This window comes from Pseudomonas putida (genome assembly GCF_028682175.1).
GTDB classification, from domain to species: domain Bacteria; phylum Pseudomonadota; class Gammaproteobacteria; order Pseudomonadales; family Pseudomonadaceae; genus Aquipseudomonas; species Aquipseudomonas putida_AD.
In genome coordinates, this window is sequence record NZ_JANHKS010000023.1 from 81,222 (window position 1) to 89,546 (window position 8,325).

General features: G+C 63.0%; 8 protein-coding genes. 6 read left to right on the top strand and 2 right to left on the bottom strand.

All coding sequences use genetic code 11. The features are described from left to right. The first annotated feature begins 39 nt into the window (after nucleotides 1-39). Complete coding sequence (gene dapC, locus NPS29_RS16980; protein ID WP_274133894.1) at nucleotides 40-1,236, top strand: succinyldiaminopimelate transaminase; 1,197 nt, start codon at nucleotides 40-42, stop codon at nucleotides 1,234-1,236. Between the two features lie 169 nt (nucleotides 1,237-1,405). Next, nucleotides 1,406-2,260, top strand: coding sequence for a M12 family metallopeptidase (locus NPS29_RS16985; RefSeq protein ID WP_274133895.1), 855 nt, complete (start codon nucleotides 1,406-1,408; stop codon nucleotides 2,258-2,260). Here the strand turns inward: NPS29_RS16985 and NPS29_RS16990 are convergent. After that, entirely contained in the window at nucleotides 2,257-3,915 is a 1,659-nt protein-coding gene (locus NPS29_RS16990; protein ID WP_274133896.1) for a Na+/H+ antiporter, read from the bottom strand. The genes NPS29_RS16985 and NPS29_RS16990 overlap by 4 nt on opposite strands. A 228-nt stretch (nucleotides 3,916-4,143) precedes the next feature. On the opposite strand from NPS29_RS16990, the gene NPS29_RS16995 reads away from it, so the two are divergent. The 4 genes from NPS29_RS16995 (at nucleotide 4,144) to NPS29_RS17010 (ending at nucleotide 7,243) form a co-directional block, all read left to right on the top strand. Next, the gene (locus NPS29_RS16995; RefSeq protein ID WP_274133897.1) at nucleotides 4,144-4,503 is read left to right on the top strand and encodes an ArsC family reductase; all 360 of its coding nucleotides are present in this window, start codon (nucleotides 4,144-4,146) and stop codon (nucleotides 4,501-4,503) included. 36 nt (nucleotides 4,504-4,539) lie between these two features. Beyond that, nucleotides 4,540-5,574, top strand: coding sequence for a 2,3,4,5-tetrahydropyridine-2,6-dicarboxylate N-succinyltransferase (dapD, locus tag NPS29_RS17000; RefSeq protein ID WP_274133898.1), 1,035 nt, complete (start codon nucleotides 4,540-4,542; stop codon nucleotides 5,572-5,574). Between the two features lie 62 nt (nucleotides 5,575-5,636). Continuing rightward, nucleotides 5,637-6,842: an aminotransferase class V-fold PLP-dependent enzyme gene (locus NPS29_RS17005; protein ID WP_274133899.1), complete on the top strand. Its 1,206-nt coding sequence runs from the start codon at nucleotides 5,637-5,639 to the stop codon at nucleotides 6,840-6,842. Continuing rightward, entirely contained in the window at nucleotides 6,839-7,243 is a 405-nt protein-coding gene (locus NPS29_RS17010) for a SufE family protein (protein ID WP_274133900.1), read from the top strand. Before NPS29_RS17005 ends, NPS29_RS17010 begins: the two co-directional genes overlap by 4 nt. A 145-nt stretch (nucleotides 7,244-7,388) precedes the next feature. Here the strand turns inward: NPS29_RS17010 and tcdA are convergent, their stop codons facing one another. Next, a complete protein-coding gene (gene tcdA, locus NPS29_RS17015; RefSeq protein WP_274133901.1) occupies nucleotides 7,389-8,204 on the bottom strand; it encodes a tRNA cyclic N6-threonylcarbamoyladenosine(37) synthase TcdA in 816 nt (271 codons plus the stop codon). Between the last annotated feature and the right edge of the window lie 121 nt (nucleotides 8,205-8,325).

Here is an 8,325-nt window from a genome sequence, read left to right on the forward strand (position 1 = left end):
CCCAAGACCAGGCGCCCAGCTCCTTGAGAACGATTGCCCATGAACAACGCTCTGCAACAGCTTCAGCCCTACCCGTTCGAAAAGCTTCGCGCCCTGCTCGGCAGCGTTACGCCCAACCCGGACAAGCGCCCGATCGCGCTGTCCATCGGCGAGCCCAAGCACAAGTCGCCGGAATTCGTCGCCAAGGCCCTGGCCGACAGCCTCGACCAGATGGCCGTGTACCCGACCACCGCCGGCATCCCCGCCTTGCGCGAAGCCATCGCCAAATGGTGCGAGCGTCGTTTCAGCGTGCCAGCGGGCTGGCTGGATCCGGCAAAACACGTGCTGCCGGTCAACGGCACCCGCGAGGCGCTGTTCGCCTTCACCCAGACCGTGGTCAATCGCAGCGATGACGGCCTGGTGGTCAGCCCCAACCCGTTCTACCAGATCTACGAAGGCGCGGCGTTCCTGGCCGGCGCCAGGCCGCACTACCTGCCGTGCCTGCCCGAGCACGGCTTCAACCCGGATTTCGATGCGGTTTCGGTCGATGTCTGGAAGCGCTGCCAGATCCTGTTTCTGTGCTCGCCTGGCAACCCGACAGGCGCGCTGATCCCGGTCGAGACCCTGAAAAAGCTCATCGCCCTGGCCGATGAACACGACTTCGTGATCGCCGCCGACGAATGCTACAGCGAGCTGTACTTCGACGAAGCCACCCCGCCGCCAGGCCTGCTGACCGCCTGCGCAGAACTGGGCCGCCAGGATTTCAAGCGCTGCGTGGTGTTCCACAGCCTGTCCAAGCGCTCCAACCTGCCGGGCCTGCGCTCGGGCTTCGTCGCGGGAGATGCCGACATCCTCAAGGCGTTCCTGCTGTACCGCACCTACCACGGTTGCGCGATGCCGGTTCAGACACAACTGGCAAGCATCGCCGCATGGAACGACGAAGCCCACGTGCTGGCCAACCGCGACCTGTACCGTGAGAAATTCGACGCCGTGCTGGAAATCCTCTCGCCGGTGATGGACGTGCAACGCCCCGACGGCAGCTTCTACCTGTGGCCGAACGTGGGCAGCGATGACGCAGCCTTCTGCCGCGACCTGTTCGAAGCCGAGCACGTCACCGTGGTGCCGGGCTCGTACCTGTCGCGGGACGTCGAAGGCTTCAACCCCGGTGCTGGCCGAGTGCGCATGGCACTGGTCGCGCCACTGGCCGAGTGCGTCGAAGCGGCGCAGCGGATTCGCGAGTTCTTGAAGTCCCGCTGATCGTCGGGTGCGCCTGAGGCCCTGACTGAAGGGTTTTCAGGCGCGCCGGCCGCGGTGCCTGTGCGCTATATATATGTATGACCCGGCCCCCGCCGTAGCCGCTTAACCTTCCGTGATGTTCAGGCCGCATCGATTCTCGATGACGCCATCACTGGAAAGGATAGCCACGGTGAATACACCGCTTTACCACTGCCACACCCATCATCACCCGGACCTGCAGGCTGCTTCTGAAGCGGCGCTTCGGGAAAACCCTTTCAACGCTGCCATTACCCCCAGTTACCTGACCGACGGCGAACAGGCCACGGATCGTGACTCACGCATCGTGACGTCATTCACCAAGTACTGGGCGCGCGGGCGCACGTTGCGAATCCGCTTCCTCGGCACCATCCCTCCCGCTCTGCAGCAGGTATTTTTCGAAACGGCGTGCAAATGGCTGCCCCACGTCAACCTCAAGTTCAAGCTGGTTGACTCGGGCGATGCCGAGATCCGCATCATCCTCGACAGTGACCTGCACCTGAGCGCCGTCGGCACCGACGCTTTGCTGGGCTTTCACAGGCAGGACGTGCCGACCATGCACTTCGACCTGACCCGCCTGATCGACACCAGCAAGCTCATGGGTATGCAGGGCAAGTCGATGGACGCATTCGATATCCGCAACTACCTGAGCGCAGACTTCGAACGCACCGTGCTGCACGAATTCGGCCATGCGCTGGGCGCCGAACACGAACACCAGCACCCCGACGCGAACATTCCCTGGGACGAAGAAAAAGTCATCCAGGACTTCATCACCAAGGGCGTGAACGAAGCGTTCATTCGCCAGAACGTCCTGAACAAATATGAAGCCGCAGACTTTTCCTATTCCGGCTATGACCCTGAGTCAGTCATGCACTACAACGTGCTTCAGAAGCACACGCGCGGAGACTTCCAGATCGACAATACCGGCAAGGGGCTGAGCACCAAGGACAAGGAGTTCATGAACTTCATCTACGGCGACCGCCAGAATGATCGCGGCCCTCTGGCCTAACCACGCTCCTGCTTGAACACGCCGAGGTTGGCCTCGTTGAGGTCCAGTTCGGCCAGTATCACGCGCAGCACATCGTCGCCGATCTGCCGGTGGCGATGCAGGCTGTAGAGCTCAAGGCGCTGGGCGCGCAGGGCGTTCAGGCGCATGCGTTTCTCCAGTTGATCCATCTGGAACGCCAGCGCCTGGGCTTCGGCCGTGTCGTCGAAGATTTCCAGGCGGTGGCGATACTCGGACATGATCCGCGACTTCACTTCGGTCGCCATCACCGCCATTGCAGCGTCGGTGGAGTGGGTCGCGTCCGGCAATTCTTCGCTCTCCAGCGCCTTGATCGCCGCCGGGGTGGTGCGCTTCCAGGCATCGCGCACCTCGCGTTTGAGGCGCAAGTCCGGCTCGCTGACCAGCCCGCGCAACAGCAGTGGCAGGCAGACACAGGCCACGATCAGGGACAGCAGAATCACCCCGGCAGCGATGAAGATCAGCAGGTCCCGTTCGGGGAAATCGACACCGGCGGCGATCAGCATCGGCACCGACAAGGTACCCGCCAGCGTCACCGCACCTCGCACTCCGCCCACTGTCAGCAACAACGAGGAGCGCATCGACAACTCCAGCGAACCGTCCCCGCGCCCACGCCAGCGGCGAACCAGCACCATCAGGCGCCACACGCTTCGCACCCACACGTAGCGCAGCAGCGCCAGCACGACGAAGATCGCCAGCACATCCAGGCAACGCCAGAGCAGCGGCGGCCAGACCGTGACCTCGTGGTGAGTGACGGCGCTGACGATCTCCGGCAACTGCAGGCCGAGCAGCAAAAAGATCAGCCCGTTGAACGCGAATTCCAGCAGCGTCCACACGCTTCGATTGAGCAGCCGGGTGCTGGTCTGGCGCGGCAACAGGTCAACCCAGCTCTGCATCATCCCCGCCGCCACCGCCGACAAGATGCCCGACACCTCAAGCCGCTCGGCCAGGACATAGGCGGCAAACGGCAGCAGCAACATGAACACCACGTGAGTCGCCGGATCATCCCAGCCCCGGGCGATCATCCAGCTGCGAAAGCGCCCCACCAGCCAGCTCAGCCCGACACCTACCGCCAGCCCGCCACAGGCCACCAGCACAAAGGTCAGGCTGGCATCGGTCAGGGAAAACACCCCGGTGATGGCCGCGGCCAGGGCGAACTTGAAGGTCACCAGGCCCGTGGCGTCGTTCATCAGGGCCTCACCCTGCAACAGACGCATGATCGGTGCAGGCAAACGGTCTTGGGCGATGGCAGAAACGGCAACGGCGTCGGTAGGAGAGAGCACCGCGGCCAGTGCGAATGCCACCGCAAGCGGTACGGAAGGCAGCAACCAGTGAATGAAGTAACCGGCGCCCACCACCGTGAAAATCACCAGGCCCACGGCCATGGTCAGGATTGGCCCGCGAAAGCGCCAGAAATCCCGCTTGGGCATCCGCCAGCCATCGGAGAACAACAGCGGCGGCAGAAACAGGAAGAGAAACAATTCAGGGTCCAGCGCCACATGCAGGCCCAGGGTCGGCCAGGCCAGCAATGCGCCCGCCGCAATCTGCAGCAGCGGCACCGGCAGCGGGATGACCCGGGCCAGCAAACGCGAGACACCTACCAGCGTCAACAGGATCAGGACGGTATAGGCAGTCTGCATTGCGTGTATCCCCAAACGAGCGACGTGTCGCTGCGCCCCGGCAGCCGTGGGCGCAGCGTCGAAGTGCCATATTAACGGGTTAGTCTGTCAGCCCGAGTTCATACATAAGTCTTAACTCGCACAAAAATACCCGCTGTCAAAGACAAAGCTACGCCAGGGCGCACCCAAGGGGCTCGTACGTGGCATAATCCGTCACCGTTTTTCAACCGTCTCAAAGGGGGCAAGCTCATGGCAGAATCCAAAAAGTTGCACCTTTTCGGCATCAAGGCGTGCGACACGATGAAGAAGGCGCGCACCTGGCTCGATGAAAAACCGGTGAGCTACGATTTCCACGATTACAAAACCCAGGGCATCGACCGCGAACACCTGACCCAGTGGTGCAACGAGCACGGCTGGCAGACAGTGTTGAATCGCGCAGGTACGACCTTTCGCAAACTGGACGATTCGCAGAAAGCCGATATCGACCAGGACAAGGCAATCGAACTGATGCTCGCCCAGCCGTCGATGATCAAGCGCCCTGTGCTCGATCTCGGCGACAAGACCCTGATTGGCTTCAAACCCGAACTGTACGCAGCAGCTATCGCCTGATTGAGATAGCTATTAAAAAGTTAAAGAGGTATTCGCATGTCCACTTCCCTGTTCAGCCTGGCCTTCGGCGTTGGCACACAAAACCGTCAAGGCGCCTGGCTGGAAGTCTTCTACGCCCAGCCACTGCTCAATCCGTCGGCTGAAATCGTCGCCGCAGTCGCACCGATCCTGGGCTACACCGGTGGCAACCAGGCCATCGCGTTCAATACCGACCTGGCCTCGAAACTGGCTGATGCGCTGAAATCGGTCGACGCTACCCAGGCCGCGCTGCTGACCCGCCTGGCCGAAAGCCACAAGCCGCTGGTCGCCACCGTGCTGGCCGAAGACGCCGCCCTGACTTCCACGCCTGAGGCCTACCTCAAGCTGCACCTGCTGTCCCATCGCCTGGTCAAGCCCCACGGCCTGAGCCTGGCGGGCGTGTTCCCGCTGCTGCCGAACGTCGCCTGGACCAGCCACGGCGCCATCGACCTGACCGAACTGGCCGAGCGCCAGCTCGAAGCGCGCCTCAAAGGCGAACTGCTGGAAGTGTTCTCCGTCGATAAATTCCCGAAAATGACCGACTACGTGGTGCCGGCTGGCGTGCGTATCGCCGACGCTGCGCGCGTGCGCCTGGGCGCCTACATCGGCGAAGGCACCACCGTGATGCACGAAGGTTTCGTCAACTTCAACGGCGGCACCGAAGGCCCGGGCATGATCGAAGGTCGTGTCTCGGCTGGCGTGTTCGTCGGCAAGGGTTCTGACCTGGGCGGCGGCTGCTCGACCATGGGTACCCTGTCGGGTGGCGGCAACATCGTGATCAAGGTCGGCGAAGGCTGCCTGATCGGCGCGAACGCCGGTATCGGTATTCCGCTGGGTGACCGTAACACCGTCGAAGCCGGCCTCTACATCACCGCAGGGACCAAGGTCGCACTGCTCGATGAGAAGAACGAACTGGTCAAGGTCCTCAAGGCCCGCGACCTGGCCGGTCAGCCTGACCTGCTGTTCCGTCGCAACTCGCAGACCGGCGCCGTGGAATGCAAATCCCACAAGTCGGCCATCGAGCTGAACGAAGCGCTGCACGCTCACAACTGATCGCTGCGCTGCAAGGACCGGAGCCCTTTGGGGCTCCTGTCTCATTACAGAGCCTGAATGTCATGTCCCTCATTTCGCCCTGGCGCGCTGATTTCCCTGCACTCGATGCCCTCGAACGGCAAGGCCAGACCTATCTGGACAGCGCCGCCACCGCACAAAAACCCCAAGCCCTGATCGACGCCCTGGCGCACTACTACGCCAACGGCGCAGCCAACGTGCACCGCGCCCAGCATTTGCCTGGGGCGATGGCGACTCAGGCATTCGAAGACACCCGCCACAAGGTCGCCGGATGGCTCAACACCGGCACCTCGGGCCAGATCGTCTTCACCCATGGCGCGACGTCGGCGTTCAATCTGCTGGCGTACGGCCTGGAGCACCTGTTCGCGCCGGGCGACGAGATCGTCGTCAGCGCCCTCGAACACCACGCCAACCTGTTGCCCTGGCAGCAACTGGCAACCCGTCGCGGTCTGAAGCTGGTCGTGCTGCCGCTGACCGTCGATGGTGTGATCGACATCGACGCCGCTGCCAGCCTTATCACCTCACGCACCCGGTTACTGTCGGTGAGCCAGTTGTCCAATGTGCTCGGGACCTGGCAGCCGGTTGCGCGTCTGGTGGAACTGGCCAGGGCCCAAGGCGCGCTGGCGGTGATCGACGGCGCCCAGGGCGTGGTCCACGGTCGTCACGACGTGCAGGCGCTGGGCTGCGACTTTTATGTGTTCTCCAGCCACAAGCTGTACGGCCCGGACGGCGTCGGCGTGCTGTTCGGCCGGCATCAGGCGCTGGCACAACTGAAGCACTGGCAGTTCGGCGGCGAGATGGTACTGCAGGCCAGCTACCACGACGCCACCTTCCGCCCTGCGCCGCTGGGTTTCGAGGCCGGTACACCACCGGTGTCCGGGGTGATCGGCCTGGGCGCGACGCTGGACTACCTCAACGACGTGAACCCGGTTGCCGCCGCCGAGCACGAGGCGCGACTGCACGAGTTGCTGTGCGCAGGCTTGTTGCTGCACAAGGGGGTGCGGCTGGTGGGCAATCCGCAGACGGCGCTGGCCAGCTTTGTCGTTGAAGGCGTGCACAACGCTGATCTGGCGCACCTGCTGACCGAGCAAGGCATTGCCGTGCGCGCGGGCCATCACTGTGCAATTCCGCTGATCGGCAGCCTCGGGTTGACCGGTGCGATCCGGGTGTCCCTGGGGCTGTACAACGACTCCGAAGATCTGGAGCGATTCTTCAACGCGCTGGATCAGGCACTGGAGCTGTTGCGATGAATTTGCCGAAGGACGCGCAGGACGCACTGGACACCTTCAATGCTTCCCTGGGCTGGGAGCAACGGGCGCGGCTGTTGATGCAATGGGGTGAACGCTTGCCGGTGCTGGCCGACGACGAAACGACCGACGCGAACCTGGTGGATGGCTGCGAAAGCAAGGTCTGGCTGTTGGGTAGCGTGATCGATGATCACTGGCAGTTTCGTGCGGCGAGCGATGCACGGCTGATTCGTGGTCTGGTGGCGTTGCTGCTGGCGCGGGTCAACGGGCTGTCGGCGCCTGAGCTACAGCAGGTGGATCTGAATGACTGGTTCCAGCAACTGGGCCTGAGCCGCCAGCTCTCCCCTTCGCGTAGCAATGGCTTGAACGCAGTGCTGCAGAAGATGCGGCAAATGGCAGGTTGACTCGCCGGTAACTATTACTAAATCACTGTGGGAGCGGGCTTGCCCGCGAATTCGGTGGTTGCTCCAACAGGGTGGTGTCAGGGAGGACGCTTTCGCGAGCAAGCTCGCTCCCACAGGAATCGTAGTGTGTCGGGAACGGGTTGTGTCAGTCAGTCTTGGCCTTGACCCGCTCCGACGGGCGCCGCGCGCCGGCCACGATCTTCTCCACCGCCTTGGTCGCCGCCACCATGCCGAAGGTGGCCGTGACCATCATCACCGCGCCGAACCCGCCCGCGCAGTCGAGCTTCACGCCATCGCCGACAAAGCTTTTCTGCAAACAGATGCTGCCGTCCGGCTTGGGATAGCGCAGTTGCTCGGTGGAAAACACACAGGGCACGCTGTAGTGGCGGGTGAGGGTGCGGGAAAAACCGTAATCGCGGCGCAGGGTCGAGCGCACTTTCGACGCCAGCGGGTCGTTGAAGGTGCGGTTCAGGTCGCACACCTGAATCAGCGTCGGGTCGATCTGCCCGCCCGCGCCGCCGGTGGTGATGATCTGGATCTTGCGGCGCTTGCACCAGGCGATCAGCGCGGCCTTGGCGTTGACGCTGTCGATGCAGTCGAGCACGCAGTCGATCTCGGGGGTGATGTACTCGGCCATGGTGTCGCGGGTGACGAAATCCGCCACGGCGTGCACCACGCAGTCCGGATTGATCTCACGCAGGCGCTCGGCCATCACTTCGACCTTGGGTTTGCCGACGGTGCTGGTCAGGGCGTGCAACTGGCGGTTGCTGTTGCTGACGCAGACGTCGTCCAGATCGAACAGCGAAATCTCGCCCACGCCGCAACGCGCCATGGCTTCCGCCGCCCAGGAACCCACGCCACCGATGCCCACCACCGCGACATGGGCCGCGCGCAGGCGCTCGAGGCCTTCGATGCCGTACAGGCGGGCGACGCCGGCGAAACGTGGATCTTCTGTGCTCATGACCAATACCCCCAAAAAACCGGCGCGCATTATAGGCCCTGCTCGGGATTGGGACAGCAGTTGATTGCGGGTGTTTGGTCTGAAAAACCAGCATATGAAACTCATGACGTAGCAGCACGGC

Bases quoted from the DNA above. Each gene is read 5' to 3' on its own strand.
- NPS29_RS17005 (WP_274133899.1), top strand. From the start codon at position 5,637: ATGTCCCTCATTTCGCCCTGGCGCGCTGATTTCCCTGCACTCGATGCC.
- NPS29_RS16995 (WP_274133897.1), top strand. From the start codon at position 4,144: ATGGCAGAATCCAAAAAGTTGCACCTTTTCGGCATCAAGGCGTGCGAC.
- NPS29_RS16990 (WP_274133896.1), bottom strand. From the start codon at position 3,915: ATGCAGACTGCCTATACCGTCCTGATCCTGTTGACGCTGGTAGGTGTC.
- dapC (WP_274133894.1), top strand. From the start codon at position 40: ATGAACAACGCTCTGCAACAGCTTCAGCCCTACCCGTTCGAAAAGCTT.
- tcdA (WP_274133901.1), bottom strand. From the start codon at position 8,204: ATGAGCACAGAAGATCCACGTTTCGCCGGCGTCGCCCGCCTGTACGGC.
- dapD (WP_274133898.1), top strand. From the start codon at position 4,540: ATGTCCACTTCCCTGTTCAGCCTGGCCTTCGGCGTTGGCACACAAAAC.
- NPS29_RS17010 (WP_274133900.1), top strand. From the start codon at position 6,839: ATGAATTTGCCGAAGGACGCGCAGGACGCACTGGACACCTTCAATGCT.